The sequence below is a fragment of the Aestuariivirga sp. genome, assembly GCF_046294715.1.
Classification (GTDB): domain Bacteria; phylum Pseudomonadota; class Alphaproteobacteria; order Rhizobiales; family Aestuariivirgaceae; genus Aestuariivirga.
Window position 1 is genome coordinate 1 of sequence record NZ_JBKBKI010000038.1, and the last position, 26965, is coordinate 26965.

General features: G+C 67.0%; 23 protein-coding genes. 18 read left to right on the forward strand and 5 right to left on the reverse strand.

Going from position 1 to position 26965, the window contains the following annotated elements; genetic code table 11:
* From ACK4HL_RS18125 to glmM, 3 genes are all read left to right on the forward strand, one after another.
* Window positions 1–1199, forward strand: a 1199-nt coding sequence (locus ACK4HL_RS18125) for an ATP-dependent metallopeptidase FtsH/Yme1/Tma family protein (RefSeq protein ID WP_409763390.1), incomplete at its 5' end; no start/stop codon positions are given.
* Window positions 1199–2224, forward strand: a complete 1026-nt coding sequence (gene folP / locus ACK4HL_RS18130) for a dihydropteroate synthase (RefSeq protein WP_409763393.1) — start codon at window positions 1199–1201, stop codon at window positions 2222–2224. The genes ACK4HL_RS18125 and folP, both read left to right, overlap by 1 nt.
* A 14-nt stretch (window positions 2225–2238) precedes the next feature.
* Window positions 2239–3585 carry a phosphoglucosamine mutase gene (gene glmM, locus ACK4HL_RS18135; protein ID WP_409763396.1) on the forward strand — a complete coding sequence of 449 codons (1347 nt, stop codon included), beginning with the start codon at window positions 2239–2241 and terminating at the stop codon, window positions 3583–3585.
* 18 nt (window positions 3586–3603) lie between these two features.
* Here the strand turns inward: glmM and ACK4HL_RS18140 are convergent, their stop codons facing one another.
* Complete coding sequence (locus ACK4HL_RS18140) at window positions 3604–4047, reverse strand: hypothetical protein (RefSeq protein ID WP_409763400.1); 444 nt, start codon at window positions 4045–4047, stop codon at window positions 3604–3606.
* Window positions 4048–4364: 317 nt separating this feature from the next.
* On the reverse strand, window positions 4365–4772 hold the full coding sequence (locus ACK4HL_RS18145) for a hypothetical protein (protein ID WP_409763403.1): 408 nt from the start codon (window positions 4770–4772) through the stop codon (window positions 4365–4367).
* Between the two features lie 341 nt (window positions 4773–5113).
* Between ACK4HL_RS18145 and ACK4HL_RS18150 the strand changes: the two genes are divergently transcribed.
* Genes ACK4HL_RS18150 through ACK4HL_RS18190 form a run of 9 tightly spaced genes read left to right on the forward strand, consistent with a single transcriptional unit; the run spans window position 5114 to window position 14726 of the window.
* Window positions 5114–6205 (forward strand): efflux RND transporter periplasmic adaptor subunit, encoded by a 1092-nt coding sequence (locus tag ACK4HL_RS18150; protein WP_409763406.1) that lies wholly within the window; start codon window positions 5114–5116, stop codon window positions 6203–6205.
* Window positions 6202–9294 carry an efflux RND transporter permease subunit gene (locus ACK4HL_RS18155; protein ID WP_409763409.1) on the forward strand — a complete coding sequence of 1031 codons (3093 nt, stop codon included), beginning with the start codon at window positions 6202–6204 and terminating at the stop codon, window positions 9292–9294. The genes ACK4HL_RS18150 and ACK4HL_RS18155 overlap by 4 nt, the downstream gene beginning before the upstream one ends.
* Window positions 9295–9300: 6 nt before the next feature.
* Window positions 9301–9792, forward strand: a complete 492-nt coding sequence (locus ACK4HL_RS18160; protein ID WP_409763412.1) for a Na+/H+ antiporter subunit E — start codon at window positions 9301–9303, stop codon at window positions 9790–9792.
* Window positions 9789–10049, forward strand: a complete 261-nt coding sequence (locus ACK4HL_RS18165; protein ID WP_409763415.1) for a monovalent cation/H+ antiporter complex subunit F — start codon at window positions 9789–9791, stop codon at window positions 10047–10049. Before ACK4HL_RS18160 ends, ACK4HL_RS18165 begins: the two co-directional genes overlap by 4 nt.
* A complete protein-coding gene (locus ACK4HL_RS18170; RefSeq protein WP_409763418.1) occupies window positions 10042–10320 on the forward strand; it encodes a cation:proton antiporter in 279 nt (92 codons plus the stop codon). Before ACK4HL_RS18165 ends, ACK4HL_RS18170 begins: the two co-directional genes overlap by 8 nt.
* Window positions 10317–11255 carry a hydrogenase subunit MbhD domain-containing protein gene (locus tag ACK4HL_RS18175; protein WP_409763421.1) on the forward strand — a complete coding sequence of 313 codons (939 nt, stop codon included), beginning with the start codon at window positions 10317–10319 and terminating at the stop codon, window positions 11253–11255. The genes ACK4HL_RS18170 and ACK4HL_RS18175 overlap by 4 nt, the downstream gene beginning before the upstream one ends.
* Window positions 11252–11584, forward strand: a complete 333-nt coding sequence (locus tag ACK4HL_RS18180) for an NADH-quinone oxidoreductase subunit K (protein WP_409763424.1) — start codon at window positions 11252–11254, stop codon at window positions 11582–11584. Before ACK4HL_RS18175 ends, ACK4HL_RS18180 begins: the two co-directional genes overlap by 4 nt.
* Window positions 11581–13092: a complex I subunit 5 family protein gene (locus tag ACK4HL_RS18185; RefSeq protein WP_409763427.1), complete on the forward strand. Its 1512-nt coding sequence runs from the start codon at window positions 11581–11583 to the stop codon at window positions 13090–13092. Before ACK4HL_RS18180 ends, ACK4HL_RS18185 begins: the two co-directional genes overlap by 4 nt.
* A complete protein-coding gene (locus ACK4HL_RS18190; protein WP_409763430.1) occupies window positions 13089–14726 on the forward strand; it encodes a proton-conducting transporter membrane subunit in 1638 nt (545 codons plus the stop codon). Before ACK4HL_RS18185 ends, ACK4HL_RS18190 begins: the two co-directional genes overlap by 4 nt.
* A 37-nt stretch (window positions 14727–14763) precedes the next feature.
* Here the strand turns inward: ACK4HL_RS18190 and ACK4HL_RS18195 are convergent, their stop codons facing one another.
* Complete coding sequence (locus ACK4HL_RS18195) at window positions 14764–15966, reverse strand: M20/M25/M40 family metallo-hydrolase (RefSeq protein WP_409763433.1); 1203 nt, start codon at window positions 15964–15966, stop codon at window positions 14764–14766.
* A gap of 60 nt (window positions 15967–16026) precedes the next feature.
* Window positions 16027–17853 (reverse strand): SLC13 family permease, encoded by a 1827-nt coding sequence (locus ACK4HL_RS18200; protein ID WP_409763436.1) that lies wholly within the window; start codon window positions 17851–17853, stop codon window positions 16027–16029.
* Between the two features lie 267 nt (window positions 17854–18120).
* Between ACK4HL_RS18200 and ACK4HL_RS18205 the strand changes: the two genes are divergently transcribed.
* Genes ACK4HL_RS18205 through ACK4HL_RS18215 form a run of 3 tightly spaced genes read left to right on the forward strand, consistent with a single transcriptional unit; the run spans window position 18121 to window position 23045 of the window.
* On the forward strand, window positions 18121–19938 hold the full coding sequence (locus ACK4HL_RS18205) for an SLC13 family permease (protein ID WP_409763439.1): 1818 nt from the start codon (window positions 18121–18123) through the stop codon (window positions 19936–19938).
* 1 nt (window position 19939) lies between these two features.
* A complete protein-coding gene (locus ACK4HL_RS18210; protein WP_409763442.1) occupies window positions 19940–21493 on the forward strand; it encodes an AbgT family transporter in 1554 nt (517 codons plus the stop codon).
* Between the two features lie 7 nt (window positions 21494–21500).
* On the forward strand, window positions 21501–23045 hold the full coding sequence (locus ACK4HL_RS18215) for a hypothetical protein (protein ID WP_409763445.1): 1545 nt from the start codon (window positions 21501–21503) through the stop codon (window positions 23043–23045).
* A gap of 10 nt (window positions 23046–23055) precedes the next feature.
* On the opposite strand, the gene ACK4HL_RS18220 is transcribed toward ACK4HL_RS18215, so the two are convergent.
* On the reverse strand, window positions 23056–24111 hold the full coding sequence (locus ACK4HL_RS18220; RefSeq protein WP_409763448.1) for an AI-2E family transporter: 1056 nt from the start codon (window positions 24109–24111) through the stop codon (window positions 23056–23058).
* 313 nt (window positions 24112–24424) lie between these two features.
* Between ACK4HL_RS18220 and ACK4HL_RS18225 the strand changes: the two genes are divergently transcribed.
* The 3 genes from ACK4HL_RS18225 to ACK4HL_RS18235 form a co-directional block, all read left to right on the forward strand.
* Complete coding sequence (locus ACK4HL_RS18225; protein WP_409763451.1) at window positions 24425–24964, forward strand: outer membrane protein; 540 nt, start codon at window positions 24425–24427, stop codon at window positions 24962–24964.
* A 146-nt stretch (window positions 24965–25110) separates the two neighbouring features.
* A complete protein-coding gene (locus tag ACK4HL_RS18230) occupies window positions 25111–26235 on the forward strand; it encodes a phosphoserine transaminase (protein ID WP_409763454.1) in 1125 nt (374 codons plus the stop codon).
* Between the two features lie 33 nt (window positions 26236–26268).
* Window positions 26269–26965, forward strand: a 697-nt coding sequence (locus tag ACK4HL_RS18235) for a hydroxyacid dehydrogenase (protein WP_409763457.1), incomplete at its 3' end; no start/stop codon positions are given.

Sequence of the window (26965 nt, forward strand, 5' to 3'; positions counted from 1 at the left end):
AGCAGGCCAAGAAGAACGCGCCCTGCATCATCTTCATCGACGAGATCGACGCCGTCGGCCGGCACCGCGGTGCGGGCCTCGGCGGCGGCAACGACGAGCGCGAGCAGACGCTGAACCAGCTGCTCGTCGAGATGGACGGCTTCGAGGCGAACGAGGGCGTGATCCTGATCGCCGCCACCAACCGGCCGGACGTGCTCGACCCGGCTCTCCTCCGCCCCGGCCGCTTCGACCGGCAGATCGTGGTGCCGAACCCGGACGTGCAGGGCCGCGAGAAGATCCTCAAGGTCCACATGCGGAACGTTCCGCTGGCGCCCGACGTCGACGCCAAGACCATCGCGCGCGGCACGCCGGGATTTTCCGGCGCCGACCTCGCCAATCTCGTGAACGAGGCGGCACTGCTCGCCGCGCGGCGCAACAAGCGCATCGTGACGCAGTCCGAGTTCGAGGAGGCCAAGGACAAGGTGATGATGGGTGCGGAGCGCCGCTCCATGGCCATGTCCGAGGACGAGAAGCGGCTCACCGCCTATCACGAGGCAGGCCACGCGCTGGTGGCGCTCAACGTGCCCAAGGCAGACCCGGTGCACAAGGCCACCATCATTCCGCGCGGACGGGCGCTCGGCATGGTGATGCAGCTTCCGGAGGGCGACCGCCTCTCCATGAGCTACACGCAGATGACCTCGCGGCTGGCCATCATGATGGGCGGGCGCATTGCCGAGGAACTGACCTTCGGCAAGGAGAACGTGACCTCGGGCGCCCAGTCCGACATCGAGCAGGCGACGCGCCTGGCGCGTGCCATGGTGACGCGCTGGGGCTATTCCGACGAGCTCGGCACGGTGGCCTATGGCGAGAACCAGGAAGAGGTGTTCCTCGGCCACTCCGTGTCGCGCACGCAGAACATCTCGGAAGAGACCGCGCAGAAGATCGACCAGGAAGTGAAGCGCCTCGTTTCCGAGGGGCTTTCGACAGCGCGCCGGATCCTGACCGAGAAGAACCACGAGCTCGTGGCGCTGGCCCAGGGGCTTCTCGAATACGAGACCCTTTCGGGCGACGAGATCAAGAACCTGCTGAACGGCACGCCGCCGCGGCGCGATGACGGCGAGCAGGGCAAGAAGGCCGCGCGGACTTCCGCCTCGGTGCCCTCGACCGGCCAGCCCAAGGCGGGCGGCGCCGGCGGCATGGAACCCCAGCCCTCGGCCTGATGGGCAGGACCTATTACCGGCCGGCCGGGATCGTCCACGGGCCCGATGCCAGGCAGATCATCCAGGAAGGCCGCGGAGCATCGCTCGGCGGCCTTTCGACAATCACCCATACGCTCACCGAGGTGATCGAGCGAGACGGAGCGGCGATCACCCGCCGCTTCGAGGCAGCGCGGCCGCTGCCGCGGGGCACGGTACTTCCGGACTTCATTCCGGCTGACCGGCCGCTCGTGATGGGGATCGTGAACGTCACACCCGACAGCTTCTCGGACGGCGGCCTCGCCGCCGAAACCGGCAATGCCATCGCGCGCGGCCTCAGGCTGGCGAAGGAAGGGGCGGACATTCTGGACATCGGCGGGGAGTCGACGCGGCCCGGCTCCGAGGGCGTGCCGGAGGCGCTGGAACTCGACCGCGTCATCCCGGTGATCGAGGCGCTGGCAGGCGAGGGGCTTGCGGTCTCCGTCGACACGCGCAAGGCCTCCGTCATGCGCGCCGCACTCGCTGCCGGCGCGCGCATGGTGAACGACGTGGCGGCGCTCAGCCACGACCCGCTTGCCATGGCGGCGATGGCGGAAGCCTCATGCCCGGTGGTGCTGATGCATGCGCAGGGCGATCCCAAGACGATGCAGTTGAACCCCAGCTACCAGGACGTGGCGCTCGACGTCTATGACTGGCTCGAGGTGCGGATCGAGGCCTGCGCCGCGGCGGGGATCGCGCGGGAGCGGATCATCGTCGATCCCGGCATCGGCTTCGGCAAGAGCTTCCGGCACAATCTCGACCTGCTGCGGCAGTTCACGCTGTTCCACGGCCTCGGCGTTCCGCTGCTGATGGGTCTTTCGCGCAAGGGTTTCATCGGCGCGCTCACCGGCGAGAAAGTGGCGGCACAGCGCGTTCACGGCTCGCTCGCGGGTGCGCTATGGTCGGCGCTTAACGGTGCGCACATCCTGCGCGTCCATGATGTGAAGGCAACGGTCGAGGCGCTCGCGGTGGCGGGTGCTGCGGCAGACCCGGACAAGACCGGGCTCTGAGCAGGGGAGTTCGCATGGCGAGGAAGTATTTCGGGACCGACGGCGTCAGGGGCCGCGCCAACAGCGGCGCGATGACCGCAGAGATGGTGCTCAGGATCGGCATGGCGGCAGGCAATCTCTACCGCCGCGGCAGCGACCGCCACCGCGTGGTGATCGGCAAGGACACGCGGCTCTCGGGCTACATGATCGAGAACGCGCTGACCTCGGGGCTTCTCGCCGCGGGCATGGACGTGTTCCTGTTCGGCCCGGTGCCCACGCCCGCCGTCTCGATGCTGACACGATCCATGCGTGCCGACCTCGGCATCATGATCTCCGCGTCGCATAATCCGTATGCGGACAACGGCATCAAGATCTTCGGGCCGGACGGCTTCAAGCTTTCGGACGGGCAGGAAGAGACGATCGAGGCCATGCTGTCGGATGCCTCGCTCATGGAGATGGCGGGCCCCGACAAGATCGGCCGCGCCAAGCGCATCGAGGATGCGCAGGCGCGCTACATCGAGTTCGCCAAGCGCACCTTCCCGAAGGACATGACGCTCGACGGTCTCCGGATCGTCATCGACACCGCTAACGGCGCGGCCTACAAGGTTGCGCCCACCGCCCTCTGGGAACTCGGCGCCGAGGTGATCCAGATCGGGCACGAGCCCAACGGCACCAACATCAACGAGGAGTGCGGCTCGACCCACCCGGAGGCCATGTGCGCCAAGGTGCGGGAGGTGCGCGCCGACATCGGCATCGCGCTCGACGGCGACGCCGACCGCGTGATCATCGCCGACGACAAGGGGCATGTCGTGGACGGCGACCAGCTCATGGCGCTGATCGCCACTTCCTGGGCGAAGCGCGGTGAACTGAAGGGTGGAGGGCTCGTCGCCACCATCATGTCCAACCTCGGGCTCGAGCGCTTCCTGGGCGAGCACAAGCTGAGCCTGGCGCGCACCAAGGTTGGCGACCGCTACGTGGTGGAGCACATGCGCGCCCACGGCCACAACGTGGGGGGCGAGCAGTCCGGCCACATCGTGCTGGCGGATTTCTCGACGACGGGCGACGGGCTTCTCGCGGCACTGCAGGTGCTCGCGGAAGTGAAGCGGCGCAACAAGCCGGTGAGCGAGGTGTGCAACCTGTTCACGCCGCTGCCGCAGGTGCTGAAGAACGTGAAGTTCAGGGATGGCGCACCGCTGCAGGACTCGATCGTGCTCCAGAGCATCGCTGCGGCGGAAGCCCGCCTCGGCAATTCCGGCCGGCTGGTGATCCGGCCTTCGGGCACCGAACCGGTGATCCGCGTGATGGCGGAGGGCGACGACGAAAGCCTGGTGCGCAACATCGTGGACGAACTCTGCGGCGTCATCGCGAAGGCGGCGGCCTAGGGCGCATAGCCTCGAAAGTCAGGCTCTCGGGCCAATCATCTGCGAAACCTTGTTGGCGATCTCGCCGAGCGTTGCCTCAAGGCGATTGATCTGAGGCAGCTGTGTCGTCTTCTCGGGGCCGTAGCGGGTAACGAGATATTCGCGGGTGTCGACCATCTCCTTCAGATGTGTTTCGGTGCGTTTCCGCAGTTGCAACCCTCTCTGAACCGCAAGATCCGCGCGCGTTTTCAGATCGTGCTGCAAACCCCTGATGCTGGCCGGATCATGTCCCAGATGCAGCAGAAGCGCATTGAGATAGAGTTCGATGGCGTGGATGGCACAGAGACGGAAAGGCGCACGAGAGAGCGGGTCTCCGGCCTGGCCGAGCTTCAGCAGATGGGCGGCGGCAGAGCGGTAGTGCTCGGCGAGGCGATGAATCTCGCCGAGGCTGGCATGGTCTCCGGGATAGGACCTTTCCCCCAACAGGGTCGGCTCGTTGCTAGATTCGTTGCAGCCGGCTGTGCAGACACTGCGGGAACGGTCTCCTTCGGATACTGGCCAGGCTAGCTCTCCTGCAATAAATGCAACAACTGCAATATGTAACTATGGCAAACAACCTCTGCCCGGACTTGGCCAAAGTTCCGGGGGCTTCACCCCGGACAGTGCCGAGAGGGAACTAGAGCGTAATAATGTTAGGCGAACTCACCCTCGCTTCTCTTCTTCCCGTCACCTCGGCAAAGGCCGGAATGACGGCATGGAGACGGCTCGGGAGCCGTCGCCGTTCCACAGGTCACTCCACTCTAGCGGGCGATCCGGACGCGGAGGCCGCTCAGGTCCACCGAAGCCATGAAACCGATCTGCTTGCCGGACACCTCGAGCTCCACGCCGCGCGAATTCCGCAACCGGGCGACAGCTCCGCCGCCGGCAGCCGCCAGGCCGGCACCAACGGCCCTGTAGGTTCCTTCGATGTCGCTGGCGCGGCGCAGGTTGCGAACGCGGCCGACGAAATCGGCGGACGCCAATCCGATCGTGGCGCCCAGGCTCACGCCGCCGATCTTCAAGTTGTAGCGGTCCCCCCTGAAGAAGAGGGACCCGGTGCCGCTGCCGAATCCGAGAATGAAGCCGCCCCTGACGACACGGAACTCGATTCGTCCCGACGCCGCCGCTGCAGGCGAGGCATTCATTGCCGTCAGGACGGCCGGTGCCATTGCGAGAGACAAGATGTTGCGCAGCAGGCTGCGCCGGGACTGGCGAACCGGCGCAGGTCGATGAGGTGAAGCCATGGGATCCTCCTGGAGTTGGTTCCTTGGCGAAACGCCCGCGGCGGTGCCGGAACAGGTGCGTCGCAGGCGGATGTTGCGTGCAACACGCCGGTTTTGCAACTGCCGTAAGCAGGAAGTTGCGGACCGAGCTTGCGGGGCACCTGGGAGAACCGGAAAATTCCTCAGTGAAATCATAGTTTAAACTCAAGGGAGGGAAGCTGCGGTCAAAAACCCCTTGTGACGCGCGGGTTGCGTTCCCTAGGATGGGTCAATCGAGGGGCAGGCACATGCATCACGCGAGTCGCAGTTGGGTTCAGTTCGCCGCAGTCTTGCTGCTGTTGCCACTTGTGGCGGCCTGCGAGCAGGAGGACGAAACGTCATCTCCTGCAGCGCGCCAGGTGCGCAGCGTCGTGATCGAGAAGCGGCAGGCTGCCGAGGTTCTTACCCTGACCGGCCGCATCGAGGCGGAGGACGAGGTGCCGCTGGCATTCCGCATCTCCGGCCGGGTGCTCGAGAACAACGGCAAGCTGGGCGCGCGCGTTGCGAGCGGCGACCTCGTGGCGCGGCTCGAATCCCAGAACGAGGAAAACCAGTTGCGCGCCGATTCGGCGGCACTTGCCGCCGCCGAGGCCCAGTACAACCAGGCCCGCGGCCACTACGAGCGCCAGAGCACGCTGTTCCGCCAGGGCTGGGCGACGCGCGCCGCCTACGAACTGGCCGAAAAGGGCTTGAGGACCGCCGCCTCCCAGGTCGAGGCGGCGCAGGCGCGGCTCAATGCGGCGGAAGACCTGCTTGGATTCACCGAACTCCGCGCCGACCAGGACGGTGTCTATACCGCCGTGGGGCCTGCGGCGGGCGAGGTCGTGCAGGCCGGGCAGATGATCGTGCGCGTCGCGCGGCAGGACGGCCGCGACGCCGTGTTCGACGTTCCGGCCCAGGTGATCCGTTCGGCTCCGGCAAACCCCGAGATCACTGTGTCGCTTGCCGATGATCCCTCCGTCACGGTGCGCGGCCGGGTGCGCGAAGTGGCGCCCCAGGCCGACCCCGTGACGCGCACCTTCGAGGTGAAGGTCAGCCTCGAGACCCCGCCCGAGGCGATGCGCCTCGGCGCCACGGTGAACGGCACGATGCAGACGGCCGAGGCGCCGGTGATCGAGATTCCGGCTGCCGCGCTGACGCGGAGCAACCGGCAACCCGCCGTGTGGGTTGTCGATCCCGCGGCCTTCACGGTTTCGCTGCGGCCGATCGAGATCGACCGCCATGGCGAGTATCTCGTTGCGGTTTCCGGCGGGCTCGAGACGGGCGACATCGTGGTGACGGCCGGGGTCCAGGCGCTCCACGAAGGCCAGAAGGTCAGGCTGATCGGAAGCCAGCCATGAGCGAGTCCAGGGTGAGCGGCTTCAACCTCTCCGAATGGGCGCTGAAGCACCGCTCGATCACCGTCTACCTGATGATCATCGCGGTGCTGGCGGGGCTTTCCTCCTTCTACCGGCTGGGGCGCAGCGAAGACCCGACCTTCATCATCAAGACCATGGTGGTGCAGGCGGCATGGCCTGGCGCCACCATGGAAGAAACCATGAAGCAGGTGACCGAGCGCCTGGAGCGCACCCTGCAGGAAACCCCGCATCTCGACTTCCTGCGCAGCTTCACCCGTGCGGGCGTTTCCACGGTCTTCGTCAACCTCGACGGCAAGACCAATGCCCAGCAGGTGGCGGACACCTGGTACCACGTGCGGAAAAGCATCGGCGACATGCGCCACACCTTGCCCGCTGGCGTCATAGGCCCGGGCTTCAACGACGAGTTCGGCGACACCTTCGGCATCATCTACGGCGTGACGGCGGACGGCTTCAGCCATCGCGAGCTGCGCGACCACGTGGAAACGCTCCGCTCCAGGCTGCTGAGCGTTCCCGACGTCTCCAAGATCGAGCTGCTCGGCGTCCAGGACGAGCAGATCTTCATCGAGTTCTCGATGAAGAAGCTCGCCGAACTGGGGCTCGACCGGGTGGCGCTGCTCGCGGCCCTCCAGGCCCAGAACGCGGTGCGCCCGGCAGGCCTCATCGAAACCGACGAGGAGTCGATCTCGCTCCGGGTCTCGGGTTCCTTCGAAAGCGAGCAGGACGTCGCCAACGTGAATTTCGCGGTGGGCGGCCGCATGCTGCGGCTCACCGACATCGCCGCGGTGCGGCGCGGCTATTCCGATCCGCCGCAGCCGATGTTCCGCGTCAACGGCACGCCCGCCATCGGGCTTGCCATCGCCATGCGTGACGGCGGCGACATCCTGACGCTGGGCAAGAACGTGACCGCCGCGGTCGAGAGCGCCAAGGCGGAGCTGCCGCTCGGCATCGAACCCATCCTGGTGGCCGACCAGGCGGTGACGGTGGAAAGCGCCATCTCGGAGTTCATGTCCTCGCTCTGGCAGGCGGTGGGCATCATCCTGGTGGTGAGCTTCATCAGCCTCGGCGTCAGGCCCGGCCTCGTCATCGCCATGGCCATTCCGCTGACGCTCGCCATCGTCTTCGTGGCGATGGATCTCGCCGGGATCGACATGCAGCGCATCTCGCTGGGCGCCCTCATCATCGCGCTCGCCCTGCTGGTCGACGACGCGATGACGACGACGGACGCCATGCTGAGCCGGCTGGGCCAGGGCGATGACAAGGTGTCCGCCGCGACCTTCGCCTACCGCACCTACGCCTATGCCATGCTGGCTGGCACCTTCGTGACCATGGCGGGCTTCGTGCCCGTTGGCTTCGCCGCGAGCTCGGCCGGGGAGTATACGTTCTCGCTCTTCGCCGTCGTCTCGATCGCCCTCCTCGTCTCGTGGTTCGTGGCGGTGGTGTTCGCGCCGCTCCTCGGCATCGCGATCCTGAAGCCGCCGGCGGCGGGCACGGGCGAGCCGGGCTTCGTGATGCGCTCCTATCGCGGTTTCCTGTCCTTCGCCATCAGGTTCAAGTTCCTGACGATCGCCATCACGGCCGGGCTCTTCGTGGCATCGCTCCTGGCGATGCCGCTCATCCCGCGGCAGTTCTTTCCCTCCTCGGACCGGCCGGAGCTTCTCGTCGACATCACCCTTCCGCAGAATGCCTCGATCCACGCGAGCGAGGCGGCGGCCGAGCGCTTCGACGCGCTTCTGAAGGACGATCCCGACGTCGAGCGCTGGAGCACCAATGTCGGCCGCGGCGCCATCCGCTTCTACCTGCCGCTCAACGTCCAGCTGCCCAACAGCTTCTTCAGCCAGGCGGTTGTCGTGGCGAAGGACGTGGAGGCGCGCGAGAGGCTGCAGGCGAAGCTCGAGGCGGCGCTCGCCGAGCAATTCCCCAACGCCGTGAGCCGCGTCTCTCCGCTCGAACTCGGGCCCCCCGTCGGCTGGCCGGTGCAATACCGCGTCAGCGGACCGGACGTTTCCGAGGTGCGCGAGATCGCCCTGAAGCTCGCCGCGGTGGTGTCAGCCAATCCGCACACGGAACATGTCAACTTCGACTGGCTCGAGCCCGCGCGCCAGCTGCGCATCCGCGTCGACCAGGATGAGGCGCGCCGGCTCGGCATCAGCTCGCAGTCTCTCGCGCAGCTTCTGCAGACCGTCGTCTCGGGCGTTCCGGTGACGCAGATCCGCGACGACATCTACCTCGTCAACGTGGTGGCACGCGGCACGGAGGAACAGCGCCTCTCGATCAACAGCCTGCGCACCCTCCAGGTGCCGCTGCCCGGCGGGCGCACCGTGCCGCTCGCCCAGTTCGCGCGCTTCGACCACGAGCAGGAATACCCGCTCGTCTGGCGGCGCGACCGCGTGGCGAACCTGACGGTTCAGTCGGACATCAGCCCGGGCATTCTTCCCGACCAGGTCGTGAGCGCGCTGAACGAGCCCGTCGCGGCGCTCTCGGCCACGCTGCCGCCCGGCTATGCCATCACGGTCGGCGGAACGGTTGAGGAGAGTGCCAAGTCGCAGGCTTCGGTGCTGGCGGTGGTTCCCGTGATGATCTTCATCATGCTCACCGTGCTGATGTTCCAGCTCAAGAGCTTCCAGCGGCTGCTGATCGTGCTGAGCGTGGGGCCTCTCGGGCTGATCGGCGTCGTCGGGGCACTGCTCCTTTCGGGCAGGCCGCTCGGCTTCGTCGCCATCCTCGGCATCCTCGCATTGCTCGGCATGATCACCAAGAACGCCGTGATACTGCTGGGCCAGATCGATGCCGAGCGGGCTCAGGGCAAGGACGTGGTGCAGGCGGCGATCGATGCCAGCACGGCCCGTTTCCGCCCCATCATACTCACCGCCATCTCCACCGTGCTCGGCATGATCCCGATCGCCTTCACGGTGTTCTGGGGCCCGATGGCCTTCGCCATCATGGGCGGGCTGCTCGTCGCCACCATCCTGACGCTGATCTTCCTTCCGACGCTCTATGTCACCTGGTTCGGGTGGCGGGAGGGCTACAAGGGCGGCGCGCCGGCCGCGAAACCGGCACCCGCGGCGGAATAGGCCTGAATGCCCCGGTCCGCGACATGGGCCTTCCTGCTGCGCTGGGCATTCTACATGCTGTTCTGGATCGTGCTCGCCGGGATGGATGCCAAGGACATGGCCGCGGGTGCCGCCGCATCGGCGCTGGCCAGCTGGGCGAGCCTGAAGCTTCTCGCGCCCGGTGAACTCTCGCTGAAGCCTGCCAGGGCCTTGCTGCTGTTCCTGCGCTTTCTCGGGCAGAGCATCGCCGCGGGCGTGGCGGTGGCCCGCATTGCGCTGAGCCCCGCCATGCCGCTTCGCCCCGGGCTCATCGGCTACCGCACGTCTTTTGCGGAGGGGACACGGCGGCAGGCCTTCACCACCTTCGCCAGCCTGCTGCCCGGCACGCTTCCTTCGGGCGGCGACGGCCGGGGCGGACTTGCCGTCCACTGCCTCGACGAGGCCCAGCCCGTCGCCGTCCAGCTCGCCGAAGAGGAGGAGAGATTCCGCGAAGCCTTCTCCCGCGAGGCGCGTTCATGAGCACGCTCTATTTCTCCGCCGCGGCCTTCATCCTGGTGATGATCGCGCTGGGCCTTCTGCGCGTGCTGCGCGGGCCCGGCACGGCCGACCGGCTGATGGCGGCACAGCTCATCGGTTCGGGCGGCGTGGCGGTGCTGCTGCTGCTCTCGGCGGCAGCGGGGCTTCCAGCCATCGCCGACGTGGCGCTGATGCTCGCCGTTCTCGCGGTCTTCGCCTCCGTCGCATTCGTGAACTGGGGGGCAGGGCGCGATGCTTGACGTCTTCACCGCTCTCATGGTCGTCGCGGGGGCCATTCTCTTCATGGCCGGAACGGCCGGGCTGTTGCGCTTTCCCGACCAGCTGAGCCGGCTTCACGCGCTGACGAAGGTCGACAATCTCGGCCTCGGCATGATCGTTGCCGGGCTCGTGCCGCAGGGAGGGGTGTTGCTGGCGATGAAGCTCGTCTGCGCGTGGCTCCTGGTGCAGCTTTCGGGCGCCATCGTCACGCAGCTCATCGCCGCCGCGGTGCGGGACAGTGATCCGCCATGACGGAACTCGTCTTCGACGGCCTGCTCGCCGCGCTGGTGCTGGCCGCCGGGGCGTGGAGCATCATGGCGCGCCAGATGATGACGGCGGTGATCGTGTTCATCACCTACGGCGTCCTCCTGTCTCTCGCCTGGGTGCGGCTCGGCGCCGTCGATGTCGCATTGACGGAGGCGGCGATCGGCAGCGGCGTCACCGGCATGCTGCTGATCGGCGCGGCCGGGAAGCTTGGCAGCGACCCCAGCGCCCTCCGCTTGCCGAGCCTTTCCAGCCGGGGGGTGGCCGCGCTTCTCTCCGTTGCCGTGGCCATGAGCCTCGGGGCCATGTCCTTCCTTCTGCCGGAGGAACCCGTGTCGCTCGCCGGCGATGCCATGCGCGCGCTGCCGGAGAGCGGGCTCGGCAACCCGGTGGCCGGCGTTCTCTTCGTCTTTCGCGCCTTCGATACGCTGCTGGAAAAGATTGTGCTGCTGCTGGCGCTGCTCGGCGTCTGGTCTCTGGCGAAGGATGAGGCCTGGGGTGGCATTCCCGGCCTCAAGGTGCTTGCACAGCCCGGTAGCGTGCTGCCGCTGCTGGCCCGCACCCTGCCGCCGCTCGGCCTCGTCTTCGGAATCTACATGACATGGGCGGGCGCCGACGTGCCGGGCGGGGCCTTCCAGGGCGGGACGGTGCTCGCGGCCATGTGGATCCTGATCATCGTCGCGGGCCTTGCTAGGTTCCCGCCCGTCGGCGCCACCGCGGTGCGTCTCGCGGTCGCCGCAGGTCCCGCCGTGTTTCTCCTGATCGGGTTCGCCGGTTTCCTGTGGCCCGGCCTGTTCCTCGCCTATCCCGAAGGTTATGCCAAGCCGCTGATCGTCGTCATGGAACTGGCGCTGACTCTGTCGATCGCGGTCATCCTCGGCCTGCTCGCCGCCGGTCCGCCGCAGAGGCCCGGCGCGCAATGAGCGGCGTGGACCTTTACTGGATGGCGGGCTCCGTTCTCACCGGCCTCGGGGTCTATGGCCTGCTCGCCAATCCGCATCTGCTGCAGAAGCTGCTGGGCCTCAATCTCCTCGGCTCCGGCATCTTCCTGCTCTTCGGCGCCATCGCGCGGCGGGGTGCCGGCGCGGGCCTCGGCGGCGATCCCGTGCCGCAGGCGCTCGTCATCACCGCCATCGTCGTCGCCTTCTCCGCCACCGCCATCGCCATTGCGCTTCTCATGCGGCTGCACGCCGAGGAAGGGAGCGCAAGCCTCGAGGATCCCGATCCGCCCGCCGAGGGCAACGAGGAATGATGCCGTTCGCCTCCATGGCCGCGGAGGGCGCAACCGCCGGCGGGTTTCTGCTGGTTCTCGGCATCATGCTGCCGGCGGTGGCGATACTGGCGCTCTTCGTGCTCGGAGGCCGTGTCGCTGCGCTGGCCGTCGCCCTCGCGCTTGCGGCTCAGATTGTCATCGCGCTCGGCATCCTCTTCCTGGTGGGGGACACAGGCCAGCCCATCGTCTATGTGGTGGGCGGCTGGGTGCCGCCGCTCGGCATCACCCTGAGGGCGGACGGCATCTCCGCCATCATGCTGCTCACCGCCGGCCTCGTCTCCGCCGCGGCCGCGGCTTTCGCCTGGCGCGATTACGGTCCACGGGCGGGCGAGAAGGAGAGACGCTCCTCGCTGGTTTTCTTCTCCGCGCTGCTGGCCATCGGCTCGGCGCTGAACCTGCTCTTCACCAGCGCCGACCTCTTCAACCTCTACGTCGGCCTCGAACTGCTGACCTTCGCCGCAATCCCGCTCGTCAGCCTCAAGGGCAGCGCGGAGACGATCAGGGCGGCGCTTCGCTACCTGCTGTTCGCGGTGTTCGGTTCGATGCTCTACCTGCTCGGCGTCGTGCTGATCTACGGCGCGCATGGCACGCTCGACATCGCGGCGCTGGCGGCGCGCGCGAAGCCGGAAGCGGTGACGCTGCTGGCGGCGGGCCTTGCTACGGCGGGCCTTCTCGCAAAGACGGCGCTGTTTCCCTTCCATCTCTGGCTTCCTCCCGCCCATGCCGGAGCACCCCCTGCGGCAAGTGCGGTGCTCTCCGCGCTGGTGGTGAAAGGCAGCCTGTTCCTGCTTGCTCGACTGTGGTTCGACGCCTTTCCGGCCCTTCGCGAGCCTGCAGCCATGCAGCTTCTGGCAGGGCTCGGTGCTGCGGCTGTGATCCTCGGAAGTGTCAGCGCGCTCCGCCAGGTGCGCCTCAAGCTGCTGGTCGCCTATTCCACCGTGGCGCAGATCGGCTACATGTTTTTCATCTTCACGCTGGTGCCCTCTGCCCCCGGTGAAGCATGGCTCTCCGGCACGGCATGGACCGGTGGCTGGATGCAGGTCGTGGCGCATGCCTTCGCCAAGGCCGCGATGTTCATGGCGGCGGGCCTCGTGGCCGAGGCCTTGGGCCATGACAGGATCGACGCTCTCGCCGGGCTTGCGCGGAGGCTGCCGCTCGTCGCCCTCACCTTCGCGGTGAGCGGACTGTCGCTCATGGGCATTCCCCCGAGCGGCGGGTTCAGCGCCAAGTGGATGCTGCTGGTGGCGGCACTGGCGCAGGGTCACTGGATATGGGCGGCCGTGATCATTGCCGGCGGCGTGCTGGCCGGGGCCTATGTCTTCCGCGTGCTGGGGCGGATGATGGCGGAGCCGCCTGAGGGGCTGGCCGTGAAACCCCTCAACATGGGCCAGCAGGCGGTGGCGCTCGGACTTGCACTGGTACCGGTGGCGCTGGGGCTGCTGCCGCTCGAACCCGCTGCCCTGCTGCAGGTAGGCAGAGCGCCATGAGCCTTCTCCTGGCGCTCATGCTCGGCCTGCCGCTGGTGATGGCGCTGCTTCTCGCGGTGAGGCCGTTCCAGAATCACGTCGTGAGACTTCTCGCGCTGGCGCCGCTTCCGGGCCTGCTGCTGGCGCTGGCGGGAGGCGGGGCACCCTGGGCAGCGCGCTTGCCCGGCGGCTGGAGCTTCGAGCTCGACCGCCCCGCGGCGATGATGCTCGCCGCCTCGGCGCTGATCTGGTCCGCCGCCGGTGCCTGCGCCGCGAGATGGCTGAAAACCGAAGCCGGGACGCCGCGCTTCGCCCTGTGGTGGCTTATCACGCTGTGGGGCAGCCTCGGCGTCTTCGCCGCGGCGGATCTCGCCGGCTTCTATCTGCTCTATGCCGCGGCCAGCCTTCCCGCCTATGGCATGATCGTGTGGGCGGGTGGCGCCGCGGAGCGGCGCGCCGGCAGGCTGACCCTCGCGGCGGCACTCCTCGGCGAAGCGCTGATCCTGGCTGCTTTCGTGCTGATCGCCGCGGGCGCGCCGGGCCAGAGCATCCTGATCCGCGACGGGGTGGCGGCTCTCGCGGCCTCGCCCTTCCGGGACGCGGTGATCGCGCTGCTGATCCTCGGTTTCGGTCTCAAGATCGGCCTCGTGCCGCTGCATGGCTGGATGCCGCTCAGCTATGCGGCGGGGCCGCTGTTCGCCGCCGCCGCGCTGAGCGGCGCCACCTCGAAGGCGGGCATCATCGGCTTGATTCGCTTCCTGCCCTTCGATGCGGCCCATCCCCAGTGGGGCATGGTGCTGCTCGCGGCAGGACTCGTCTCCGCCTTCTACGGCGTTGCCGTCGGTCTCTTCCAGACCAACGCGCGGAGCGTACTGGCCTATTCCAGCATCAGCCAGCTCGGGCAGATGGCGGCCGCGCTGGGGGCGGGCCTTGCTGTGGGTGATGCGGGCGCCGCGGTTCTGGTGGCCTTCTATGCCCTCTACCATGTGCTGACCAAGGGCGGGCTGTTCCTCGCCATGGACGCGCTGGCCGAGGTGGATCGCGGGCCGAGGCGCACTGTGATCATGGCGACGGCGGCGATCGCCGCAATGGGATTTGCCGGCCTGCCGCTGGCGGGCGGCGCGATGGCCAAGCTGGCGCTCAAGCCCCTGATCGGGGAGGGGGCAGCAGGCCTGTTGTTCACCGCCGCAGCCTTCGGCAGCGCGCTGCTCATGTTCCACTTCATCCGCCTGATCGGGACCATCGAGGCCCGCCGCGGCTCTGGGGCGGGAAGCAGCCTCTCCGCGGCGGCCTGGCTCTTCGTCTTCGGGCTGGCCATGCTGCTTCCCTGGCTACTTTTCAGCGATGCCACAGGGCTTGCAGCGAGTTATGCGCTGAAGCCCGGAATCCTCCTCGATCTCGGCTGGCCCGTCGCCGCCGGTCTGCTGATCGGCTGGGGCGCCCTCGCGGCCGGACTTCTCGCGGCCGGGCCTGCCCAGGGCGAGGACCGGACGCGCAGTGACATGTTGGCAAAGCTCTGGGACATGCTGGATCGGGCCGCGCCGGCGAGCGTGGAGCGGCTCATCCGCCTCGAGGCCTCGTCGCGCCAGTGGGCAACGTCCGCCTCGCTGCTCGTCCTCGTCATGCTCGCCCTGGCGGTTCTCCTGCAGCAATGACCGGGAGAACATGGCGCGCCCTCCCGGCGTGGCCGTGTCAGCCTTTCAGCGTCGCCGCGAGGACTGCGATCCTGCAGCCGGTGACGTACTCGTCGAGTTCCACATGTTCCTTCACGGTGTGCACCTCGCGCTGGCCGGCACCGATGGTGACGGTGGGAATGCCGTGCTTGTCCAGCCAGTTGGCGTCGAGGCCGCCCGGTGAAAACATCAGCTTCGGCTTGATGCCCAGCGCCTCGAGCGCCGCGGCGGCGCGGCGCACCACCGGTGCGTCCTCGGCGAGGTGGAACGGCGGATAGGCCTTGACGTGGGTGAACTTCACTTCCGCCGTAGCGCCGTCCGTCGCCGTGACCGCCTGCCTTGCCTCCTCGAATGCCTTCTTGAACGCCTCGGCGATCTCCGCGGCGAAGGTCAGCTCGGGGCTCCGCGCCTCGCCCCTCATCCAGGCATAGTCGGTCACGACATTGGTCGCGTCCCCCGCCGGCTTGCCGTCCTTGCCGCCGAAGATGCCGACGTTGGAGGTGCCCTTGCCGGAGGGTTTTTCGATCTTGCCGAACCAGCCGTCACGCCGCGCATTGGCAAGGCCCAGGGCGCCGACGAGGGTGGCCGAGATGCCCTTGTCGGGCGCGAGGCCCGCGTGCGAGGCGCGGCCGATGATCTCCACCTCCCAGTTCTCCTGGCCGACGGCACCGGTGATGATGTCCTCCGGTTTCTGGCTGTCGACGTTGATGCACATGACGGCGCCGCCGAGATCCTTCGGGTTGAGCTCGCGGGCACCATGCAGGCCGCTCTCTTCGCGCACGGTGAAGAGCAGCGTGATGTTCGGATGCGGCAGCTTGTGCTTGATCAGCGTCTCGGCGAGGCTGACCAGCACGCCGCAGCCGGTGCGGTTGTCGCCGCCGAGCGCGGTCGTCCCGTCGGAGACCACCCGCCGGCCTTCCACCTTCGGCTTGGCGCCGCGGCAGAGCGGCACCGTGTCGAGATGAGTGGAGAACAGCAGGTGAGGTCCTTCCGCGGTTCCCGGCAGGTCGACGATGAGATTGCCGGTCTGGGTCGGCACGGGAATGCGCTTGTGGGCGTCGTCGAAGCGGATGGCGCTTTTCGGCACGCCCACCTTCACAAGTTCGTCGATCACGGCCTCGGCGATGGCCTGTTCCTCGCCGGTGACGCCGTCGACGGCGAGAAAGCGCAAGAGATGGGCCTCGGCGGCCTTGGCGTCCACGAGATCGGCGGTCGATGACATGTCATTTGCTCCTTTGGTCTGTTGATCGGATGATTCCCTGGGCGTGCCGGCCCGCCCCTGTCAGAGCCGCCACACGACCGGCACCCAGAAGACGGCGATGATGAAGTAGAGCGCCATCAGCACCAGGCCGAGCTTCCAGTAATCGCCGAAGCGGTAACCACCCGGCCCCATGACGATGAGGTTCGAGGTGGTGGCAACCGGCGTCAGGAAGGCGGCCGAGGCGCCGACGTTCAGCGACATGAGGACGGGCTTGGCCGAAAGGCCTAGTTCGCCCGCGGCCGCCACCGCGATGGGGATGACGATCATGGCGGTGGCGGTGTTCGAGATCACCTGGCCGAGAATTGCCGTGAAGAGGAACAGACCCGCGAGCAGCATCGTGGGCCCCAAGTCCCCGATGGCGGAGACGAGAAGATCGGCCATCTGCGTGGCCACGCCGGAGCGGTACATCGCTGTCGACAGAGGTATCATCGAGCCCACCAGGACCACGGTATTCCAGTCGATGGCGCGGTAGGCCTGAGGCACGGTGAGGATGCCGGATGCGATGACGGCCATCGCGGCGAGCAAGACGCCCACGGAGGCGGGCAGGATGCCGGTGGCCAGCACTACCACCATCGCAGCCAGGATCACCAGCATGATCGTGGAGCCCGGGCCGAGCGGCACCGCCTGGCGGCGCACCGCATCGGGCGAATCGACCGCCAGAACGTCTGGATCGTGGCCGATACGGTCCAGGGCCCGCCACGTTCCCTGGAGCAGCAGGTGATCGCCGGCCTGCAGCGCAATGCCTGCCGAACCGGCGACCTCCTCCATGCCCGCGAGGCCAAGGTCTTCGCCGTTGCGCTGGATGGCCACCACGACGAGCTGCCCGCTCTCGGTGAGGGTGCCAGGCGCCATCACCGTGCCGATGAGCTTCGAGCGTGGCTTGACCACCACTTCGGCAAGGCCGGAGTGCCTGTTGAACAGCATGTCGGCCACCGAGCCTTCGGCTTCCGGCATCACCCCGAGGCGGTTCGCCTCGGCGAAGCGGGAGACGGATTCCGGGCTGCCGCGCAACACCAGCACATCGCCCGTGGCAAAGGTTCTCGATTCCTCCTTGTCGGGCGCCACGCCCGCTACGGCGATCAGGCTCACTCCTGACCCGGGCGCGATCGCCTCGCGCGACCTGCCGAGGAGCGGCGACCCTTCGAGCACGCAGCACAGCCGGGCGCTCCCGCCCATGGCATATTGCTCGGTCAGCGTGCGCGCGTGCTGGCCGAAGTCCTCGGGCAGGTTGGCAGGCTTGCGTTCGGGCAGCAGCCGCCGCCCGAACAGCGCAACGATCAGCACGGTGCCGGCGAGCAGGGGCACGCCGACCCAGGCGAATTCGAAGAAACCGAAACTGCCGTAGCCCGCATCGGAGGATGCGTCGGAAATCAGCACGTTCTTTGCCGTGCCGGTGAGCGCCAGCTTCGATCCGGCGGCGGAGGCGAAAGCGAGCGGCATGAGGAACTGCGATGGCGACTTTCCCATTCGCATGGCCAGCAGGATCACCACCGGCACCAGGGCCGCCACGGCGCCGCTCTGGCTGATCAGAGGGCTGAGGAGGGCTACGATCAGCAGCGTGAAGAGGGAAAGCCGGATGGGGCTCGAACCCACCACACGGGAGAGCCATTGCCCGACCCATGCTGTGACACCCGAGGCCTCGAGGCCGGCGGCGACGATGAACAGGCCGGCGATGAAAACGATGACGGTATCGCCGAAACCCGAGAAGACCTGATCGAGCGGCAGAATGCCGGAGAAGAACAGCGCCAGCGGCACCAGGAGTGCCACGAGCATCACCGGCAGGCGGCCCCAGACGAACAGGCTTACGACCGCCGCGATGATGGCGAAAATCACTTCGCTATCGCTCAACGCCATTCTCCAGGTTGCAGCACGCCATAGTTCTCCTTCACGTTCTCAGGCACTGCCGGACGGTTTTCCTGCCGTTTCCCCAAGAACAACGAGGAAATTCAGCCGGTTGGCCGGCTCTGCGCGTCTGACGGGTGGGCTTTCGGGATCACCCCAGACCTTTGTTCCCGGATCGTTGTCTTTACAATTTCACAGCGAACCTGAATAGTCTTCCTAAATCAACGTGCATCAGGTTGCACGCCGGACGCCGACGACGAGGGGGAGAGGCGCTTGAGCGACATCACCATCATTTTCCTGATCATCGCCGTCGCGGTGGTGCTGTTCGTATCGAACCGGCTTCCCGTCGTCGTCGTGGCGATGGCGGTGGGGCTTTCGCTGTGGGCGACCGGTCTCCTTTCCCTGCCCGATGCGCTGGCGGGCTACGGCGATCCGGCAGTGATGTTCATCGCCACGCTCTTCGTGGTTTCGGCGGCGCTCGAGAAGACCGGCGTCACCGCATGGGCGGGCCAGCTCCTCATCGAGAAGGCAGGCGAAGACAGCCGCACCCGGCTGCTGGTTCTGATGATGTCGCTGGGCGCGCTGCTCACGGCCATCATCAGCCTCAACGGCGCCATCGCCGCACTGCTCCCGGTCGTGGTGGTGATCGCGGTGCGGCTGAAGCGCAATTCCTCGCAATTGCTCATGCCGCTGGTGTTCGCCGCCCATGCGGGCTCGCTGCTGGCCCTCACCGGCTCGCCGGTCAACGTGCTGGTGTCGGAGGCCTCGCGGGATGCCGGCCATGCCGGCTTCAGCTTCTTCGAGTTTGCCCTCGTCGGCGTGCCGCTTCTCATCGGCACCATGGCGATCATCGTGCTGTTCGGCGAGAAGCTGCTGCCCTTCCGCAACGGCGCCTCCATGCCCGCCGACTTCAGTCGCCACGCCCAGACGCTGATCGAGCAGTACGGCTTGTCGAGCGGAGTCTTCCGCCTGCGCGTCAAGGCGTCCTCGCCCTTGGCCGGCACGAGCCGCGACGCCATGGCCGATCTCGGGGCGGAGCACGGCCTCGAACTCGTCGCCGCTCAGGACGGCAAGACGGGCATGCCGCTTCGGCGGGAAACGCTTGCAGAGGGCGACTACCTGATCCTCAAGGGCGATGCCGATGCCGCGGCGCGCCTCGCCGCGGGCGCCCACCTGGCGCTGCGCGAGGAGGCCGACGTCGGCGAAGGCGGGAACACCCTGTTCAACCGGAGTTCCGGCCTTGCCGAGGTGGTCATTCCACCCCGCTCCGGCCTCATCGGCACCACGGCCTTTCCGGGGATGGTGACGGAGAGCGGCGACCTCATCATCCTCTCGATCCAGCGCGCCGGCACGACGGTCGACGGCGGCAAAACGGAACTCCAGGCGGGCGACACGCTGCTGCTCCAGGGCACGTGGAAGGCACTGGACGAGCGGCTCGCCGACCCCGACGTGCTGGTGGTCAATTCGCCCGAACTGGTGCGCCGCCAGGCCGTGCCGATGGGACCAGGCGCCAAGCAGGCGGTGGTGATCCTTCTGGCAATGGTCGTGCTGCTGGCCACCGGAATCGTGCCCACCGCCGTGGCCGGCATGCTGGCGGCGGGCGCGGTTGTGCTCTCCGGCATCATGAACGTCGAGAACGCCTACCGCGCCATCAACTGGACCACGGTCATCATGGTGGCGGCGATGATGCCGCTATCGACCGCGATGGAGAAGACCGGCGCTGCCCAGCTGATGGCCGAGCATCTCGTTTCGGCCGTGGGCGGCTTCGGCCCCTATGCTCTGCTCGGCGGGCTGTTCGTGCTGACCGCCGTGCTCGGCCAGCTCATCTCCAACACGGCAACCGCGCTGATCGTCATTCCGATCGGCGTCGCATCGGCGAAGGTGCTGGGCATGTCGCCCGAGCCGGTGCTGATGTCGACGGCGGTCGCCGCGGCGGCGGCCTTCCTCACGCCCATCGCCACGCCAACGAACCTCATGGTCATGGGACCGGGCGGCTATGCCTTCGGCGACTACTGGAAGCTCGGCCTGCCGCTGATGATCTGGTTCTTCGTGGTGGCAACCTTCTTCATCCCCTTCGTCTGGAGCTTCTGAAATGAGCAAGACCGCAGACAGCGCCAAGCATGATCCGAAGGCCGCGACCGGCTTCCTCGCCACCGTCGAGCGGGTCGGCAACATGGTGCCGCACCCCGCCATCATCTTCTTCATCCTCATCGCCACCGTCGTCGCCTTCTCGGCCATCTTCGGCATGCTTGTCACCACCGTCACCTACGACGCCTATGACGAGGCCGTGGGCGACATCGTGCAGCAGACGACGTCGGTGCGAAGCCTGCTGTCGGCGGACGGCATCCGCTTCATGCTGACGAGCCCGGTCGCCAACTTTCTCGGCTTCACCGGCGTGGGCGTGATCCTGGTGGCGATGATCGGCGTCGGCATCGCGGAGGAGTCCGGCCTCATCGCCACGCTGGTGCGCAAGCTGGTGGCAATTGCGCCGCGGTCGATCTTCACCTTCATGATCGTGATGGTGGGCGTGCTGTCCTCGATCGCGGCGGACGCGGGCTATCTCGTACTCGTGCCTCTCGCCGCCGCCGCCTTCCACAGCATGGGCCGGCATCCTCTCGCCGGCCTCGCAGCGGGATTCTCGGGCGTCGCCGCGGTGTTCCTCGTCAACCTGTTCGTGACACCGACGGACGCGCTGCTGACCGAGGTCACCAACGACGCGATCCGGACGGTGAACCCGAACCTTCAGATCACGCTCGTCGGCAACCTCTTCTTCATGATCGTGTCCTCCATCCTGATGGCGATCATCTGCACGGTGATCACCGAGCGCTTCGTCGAGCCGCGGCTTGGCCCCTATGGCGCGGAGATGAAGGTCGAGGAGGCACAGGGCCTCTCCGAAAGCGAGCAGCGCGGGCTCAAATATGCCGGGCGGGCATTCCTCGGTTTCGTGCTTATCCTCCTTCTTCTCACCGCGCCGCCGATCCCCTGGGGCATCCTGCGCAACCAGATGACCGGCGGCATCATGTCGGGCTCGCCCTTCATGAGCGCCCTCATCGTGCTGATCAGCCTGCTGTTTCTCGTGATCGGCTATGCCTACGGCCGCGGCGCGGGGACGATCAAGAACGCCACCGCCGCAATCGGCCTGGTCACCAAGACGTGGAGCAACCTCGCCGGCATGATCTTCCTCCTGTTCGTGATCGCCAATTTCATCGCGTTCTTCAACTGGACGAACCTCGCCACCGTCATGGCGGTGAACCTGGCCGACTTCCTGCAGAACGTGCCGATCGGCGCCACGGGCTACATCATCCTGTTCGTCATCGTGGTAGCGCTGATCGACATCATCCTGACGGGCGCGCTCGCCAAGTGGTCGATCCTGGCGCCCGTCTTCATTCCGCTTTTCATGCGGCTCGGCGGCGACCCGAACCTGGTGCTCGCCGCCTACCGCGTCGGCGACAGTCCGATGAACGTCATCACCCCGCTCAACGTCTACCTCGCGGTGATGGTGGGTTTTGCGCAGAAATACGTGAAGGATGCCGGCATCGGCACCATCGTGGCGCTGATGCTGCCCTACACCGCGGTGCTTCTGGTTCTGTGGACGCTGCTTCTGATCGTCTGGAACATGTTCGGCATACCGTTGGGGCCGGGCTGACGAATTCATGACGGCCACGCATTCGCCGCTCGAGGCGCTGAGGCCGCTCACCCCGGCCGAGGAGCGCATCCTGGCCGACCTTGCAGTGGGCGAGTTCGACCGTCTCGGTGACGGGCTCCGCCCGGAATCCGACGACCCGGCGCGCCAGGTCCGGGCGGCGTTCCTGCGCTTTCTCATCCTCGGCGGCGACGAACTGCACCGTCCACACGAGAAGGGCGTGCGGGTGTCCGGCGCCTGGATCTCGGGCGTGCTGGATCTCGAGGGTTCGCGCATCCCCCGCGACATCGGCCTCAAGGATTGCCGCTTCGACGCCGTGCCGGTGCTGCGCTACGCGGTGATCGACAATCTCTTCCTCGACGGCTCCTCGCTTCCCGGCCTGCAAGCAGAGCGGCTGGAAGCGCGCGGCGGGGTTTCGCTCAGGAGCGCGGAGCTGCAAGGGGAGATTCACCTGTCCGGCAGCCGGCTGGACGGCAATCTCAGCCTCGACGCGGTGTCGATCGCATGTGCCGGAGGTGCCGCGCTGGTGGCGGACGGCATCGAGGTGCGATCGGTGGAAATCCGCGGCGCTGCGATTGCCGGAGAAACGCGCATGACCTCCGCCCGCATCGGTGGCGATCTCGATATCACGGGGGCGAGGCTTTCGCACCCCGATGGAGAAGCGCTGCACCTCAACCGCACGGTGGTGCGTGGCGGGTTCTTCATGCGGGGCGGGGCCGAGATCAAGGGCGCACTCGACCTTACCGGGGCATCGATCGACACGCTGCACGATGATGAAGCCTCCTGGCCCGCGCCCGGCGAGCTGTTGCTCAACCGGTGCCTCTACAACGCGCTGATCGGCGGGCCGATGGATGCGCGCCGCCGCCTCGCCTGGCTTGCACGCCAGGCGCCGGAGCGCTGGGGCGAGGATTTCTGGCCGCAGCCCTACGAGCAGCTCGCCCATGTGTTCCGCGAGATGGGGCACGACGAGGACGCACGGAGCGTGCTGGTGGAAAAGGAGCGCCTGCAGCGCGCCGCCCGCCGTGCCCGCGCATCGAGCCCGTTGCTGCGGCTGCTGCTCCACGTGAAGGACGGCCTGCTGGGCGTGACCCTGGGCTATGGCCGCAAGCCGCTCCTTTCTTTCGCATGGCTGTTGCTGTTCTGGGGGCTGGGTGTGGCGGTGTTCGCCTGGGCCCAGGCGCAATCGGCGATCAAGCCGAACAGCCCCTTCGTGCTGCGCTCTTCGGAATGGCTGATGTGCGCCGTGGCGCAGGGGGAGGATAGAATGCTGGCCACTGGCCCCGCGGCGGGGCGCGCCGCGGCCGGCCAGTCGCAGCTCCACTGCTTCCTCGCCCAGCCGGAGGCGCCGAGCTATCCCGCATTCAATGCCTGGATGTATTCCCTCGACACGCTCTTTCCCGTCCTTGAGATCGGCCAGAAGGAATATTGGCGCCCCGACCCATCCCGGCCCTGGGGCAGCTTCGCCATGGGCTACTTCTATTTCCAGGCAATGGTGGGATGGGCGTTGAGCCTGCTGGCGATCGCGGGCTTCTCGGGACTGGTGAGATCGCGCTGAGCGCTGCGGCTCAGCCCTTGCCGCCGGCCAGCAGCACGGTGAACCAGTTCATCGAAGGCAGCCTGCGGCATACCGTCAGCACCGCGACGAGGATCGGCACGCCGATGAAGGCGCCGGTCAATCCCCAGAGCAGGCTCCACAGGAACACCATGAACATCACGGCGAAGGGCGAGATCGACAGCGTCGAACCGGTGAGGATCGGCTCGAGGTAGCTGCCGATGACGAACTGCACGGCGGTGAGGCAGACCAGAACGATGAGCGCAATTTCGAAGGACTCGAATTGCACGAGGGCGAAGAGCGTGGGCAGCAGCGTCGCCACCAGGGGGCCCAGGAAAGGAATGTAGTTGAGCGTGAAAGCGATGGCCGCCCAGGCGGCAGGATGCTCGAGACCGACGAGGCGGGCGATGAGCCACACGATGGCTCCGGTGAGGGCGCTGGCGATGGTGCGGACCAGCATGTACTTCCGGTAATGGCCGGCCGTTTCGCGCCCCGCCGACATGATGTCGATGCCGCCGAAGCGCCCTCCCGCCGCCGTGAGCCGCCGGGCAAGCGGCTCCACCTCGAGGAGGCCAAGCACGGCAAAGGCGAAGACCAGCGTCGCGAAGCCCGCAAGGCCGTTGAGGCGGGACAGCATCGTCTGCACCATGCGCACCAGCCATGCCGTGTTGAAGGTTTCGGTGAGCTGGCCCGCGACGGCGAAGCCGTGCCCCTCGAGCCACTCCGTGGCAGCCTGGTAGATCGCCTGAAACCGTGCGCCGTTGCGGATCAGCCAGTGACCAACGACGCTCATGCCCCAGGCGAAGAGGGTGAGGAGTGCCGCCACGCAGACGAGCGTCACGACCACGGTGATGAGGATCGCCAGCATCCGTGGCATGCGTTCTTGCAGGGCCGACTGCAGAGGCCAGACGACCATCACGATGAAGATCGCGAAAGCGGCGGGCGCGAAGACCACTTCGCCCCATGACAGGGCACCCAGCACGAGGATCGTGGTGCTGACCAGAAGCAGACCGCCAATGGCGGAAATCCCGCTCGTTGCGCCGCCGCTGCCGGGTGATTTGCCGTTCATGGTGGCGGTCCTCGATCGTGGGAAAGGGAAACGTCATGTTGAGGATACATTGCCTGATTTGGCAAGTTGCGGACCGGCCCTTCCATTCCGACGCGACTGGGGCAGCCCGGGAAACGGGGCAGGTCTGTCCCTTCGTCCATCATGCTGTCCGCAAGGTAACCAGCCCATTCCGCTTTGGCACAGAATCCTGTGGCTCTCCGGCAACAGGGCGGGTGAGACTTGATTCTGCCGCAATCGTGCCCGGGTTGGAACACGGAACGTTTCTACTTTCATGATCATTCTGATCAAGGTGTTTGCAAGGGAGTAAGGGATCATGAAGACCATCACCAAGGCACTGCTGGGCCTCGCGCTGCTGGCTGGCGCTGCGGGTGCCGCTCAGGCTGCCGATGCGGAAGCCTATGTGCCGAGCGATGTCGTGACGGCCTCCGGCTGGTATCTGCGCGGCGATGCGGGCTGGTCGTGGCTCGGCGAGGACAGCGACGACTACGAAGGCGTGTTCGTGCTGGGCGGCGGCTTCGGCTACCAGTTCAACGACAATCTCCGCGCCGACCTGCGCGGCGACTGGGCCGGATTGGGCGATGACGACGCCTCCTTCAGCACGGTGCTGGGCAATGTCTATTTCGACATTCCAACGGGCGAGATGCTGACGCCCTATCTCGGCGCCGGCCTCGGCTATGGATGGGCGGAGCAGAACGACGAGGACGAGGACGGCATCGCTTTCGGCCTGATGGCGGGCGTGGGCGTCAGCCTCACGGAAAACCTTACCGCCGACGTCGGCTATCGTTACCGGCAGATCCTGTCGGAAGACGTGCATGATCATCAGGCGCTGATCGGCCTGCGCTACAGCTTCTGACACGCACGACATTTCGTCGATCAGGGCGGCCTTCGGGGCCGCCCTCTTCATTTGTGCACTTGCGGACAGGCGCCAAATGCGCGATAGGAGCCGTGGGCTAGCCCTCCCCACCGAGGGCCGGTCCATCTGCAAGGATGGAGCACAAGATGACGATGAAACCGGCGGCGCGTCCGGCATGCGCGCATTTTTCTTCCGGCCCCTGCGCCAAGATTCCGGGCTGGTCTCCCCACCTCCTCAATACCGAATCGCTGGGCCGCTCGCACCGTTCGAGCCTGGGCAAGGCGCGGCTGAAGCGCGCCATCGCGCTCACCCGCGAGGTGCTCGAGGTGCCCGACACGCACCTCATCGGCATCGTTCCGGCCTCGGACACGGGGGCGGTGGAAATGGCGATGTGGTCGCTGCTGGGGCCGAGACCGGTGGACATGCTCGCCTGGGAGAGCTTCGGGGAAGGATGGGTCTCGGACGTCACGAAGCAGCTGAAACTCAGGGATGCGCGCAGGATCACCGCGCCCTATGGCGAGCTTCCCGATCTGGCGACGGTCGATTTCGACCATGACGTGGTGTTCACCTGGAATGGCACCACCTCGGGCGTGCGCGTGCCGGATGCCAAATGGATCGACGCGGACCGCAGGGGTCTCACCATCTGCGATGCGACGTCCGCGGCATTTGCCCAGGCGCTCGATTTCGAGAAGCTCGATGTCGTCACCTTCTCCTGGCAGAAGGTGCTGGGGGGTGAGGGTGCGCACGGCGTGCTGATCCTCGGGCCCCGCGCCGTCGCGCGGCTCGAGAGCCACGTGCCGGGCTGGCCCATGCCGAAGATCTTCCGTCTCACCAGCGGCGGCAAGCTGATCGCGGGCATCTTCGAGGGCGAGACGATCAACACGCCTTCGATGCTGTGCGTCGAGGATTACATCCTGGCGCTGGAATGGGCGCAGTCGGTGGGCGGGCTCCGGGGCCTGATCAAGCGGGCAGACGCCAATGCCGCCGTGGTGCAGGGCTGGATCGACGGGCGAGACTTTGCGTCGAACCTGGCGCAGCTGCCTGAGACGCGCTCCAACACCTCGGTATGCCTCACCCTCAAGGCGGATGAGAGCGTGCCGAAGAAGATGGTGAAGCTGCTGGAGGCGGAGAGGGCCGCATTCGACATCGGCTCCTACCGCGATGCGCCGCCTGGGCTTCGCATCTGGTGCGGCGCCACCGTCGAGACATCCGATCTCGAGGCGCTGATGCCATGGCTCGACTGGGCCTTTGCCCAGGCGGCGGCCGGCTGATCCTTTCATCCTTCTTCTTCAGGAGCGTCACCCATGACTCCCCGCGTTCTCGTTTCCGACAAGCTCTCCGAAACCGCCGTCCAGATCTTCCGCGACCGCGGCATCGCCGTCGATTACCTGCCCGAGCTCGGCAAGGACAAGGAGGCGCTGCTCGCCGCCATCCCGAATTATGATGGGCTCGCCATCCGCTCCGCCACCAAGGTGACGCCGAAGCTCATCGCCGCCGCGTCGCGGCTCAAAGTGATCGGGCGTGCCGGCATCGGCGTCGACAACGTCGACATTCCGGCTGCGACACAGCGCGGCATCGTCGTCATGAACACGCCCTTCGGCAATGCCATCACCACCGCCGAGCATGCGCTGGCGATGATGATGGCGCTCGCCCGCCAGATACCGGAGGCCAACGCCTCGACCCATGCGGGGAAGTGGGAGAAGAACCGCTTCATGGGCGTCGAGCTCTTCAACAAGACGCTGGGCGTGATCGGCTGCGGCAACATCGGCTCGATCGTGGCCGATCGTGCGCTCGGCCTCAAGATGAAGGTGATCGCCTACGATCCGTTCCTCAGCGCCGAACGCGCCATCGAGATCGGCGTCGAGAAGGTGGAGCTCGAGGAGATCTTCCGCCGTTCGGACTTCATATCGCTGCACACGCCGCTCACCGAGAAGAACAGCACCATCATCGACGCGGCAGCCCGTACGAAGTACCGCAAGGGTATGCGAATAATCGATTGCG